This window comes from Cellulophaga sp. F20128 (genome assembly GCF_023015805.1).
GTDB lineage: Bacteria > Bacteroidota > Bacteroidia > Flavobacteriales > Flavobacteriaceae > Cellulophaga.
Genome location: NZ_JALKBA010000110.1, coordinates 1 through 312, shown reverse-complemented (window position 1 = coordinate 312; position 312 = coordinate 1). Strand labels below are relative to the sequence as shown.

1 protein-coding gene is annotated in these 312 nt (G+C 45.5%); it reads right to left on the bottom strand.

From position 1 onward, the window contains the following. Window positions 1-312: hypothetical protein (locus MWU65_RS17670; protein WP_247079985.1), on the bottom strand; the 312-nt coding region annotated here is incomplete at both ends.

Below are 312 nucleotides of genomic sequence, written 5' to 3'. Positions count from 1 at the left end.
AAAGAACAACCGTCTAATGGATCTGTATTGTCTGTAGTCTCATCACCATTGGTTACTCCGTCCCCATCACAATCTAGCGCTTCCCAGGCTGCATTTGGTGTAAGCGTTACACTTGATGCTAAATAGGAACAACCGTCTAATGGGTCTGTATTGTCTGTAGTTTCATCGCCATTGGTTACCCCATCACCATCACAATCTAGCGCTTCCCAAGCTGTACTTGGTGTAAGCGTTACACTTGCTGGCAGAAAAGAACAACCGTCTAATGGATCTGTATTGTCTGTAGTCTCATCACCATTGGTTACTCCGTCCCCA